Here is a 246-nt window from a genome sequence, read left to right on the forward strand (position 1 = left end):
GACCCAGGCGCTGGCCGCCGAGTACGGCCCGCAGGGCGTGCGGGTCAACGCCGTGCTTCCCGGCGCGGTCGACACCGACATGTACCGCGAGCACAACAGCTCGGCCGAGTCGCAGACCTTCGTCACCGGCCTGCACGCGCTCAAGCGGGTGGCTACCCCCGAGGAGCTGGCGCGCTCGGTGCTGTTCCTGGCCTCGGATGATTCCTCGTTCGTGACCGGTACCGCCTCGCTGGTGGATGGCGGCGT

At 70.7% G+C, this 246-nt stretch carries 1 protein-coding gene; it reads left to right on the top strand.

The window, feature by feature from the left end; genetic code table 11:
* The coding region (locus SB775_RS32670; RefSeq protein ID WP_410865447.1) for an SDR family oxidoreductase at nucleotides 1-246 on the top strand (246 nt) is incomplete at both ends.

The organism is Peribacillus sp. SIMBA_075, from assembly GCF_046534585.1.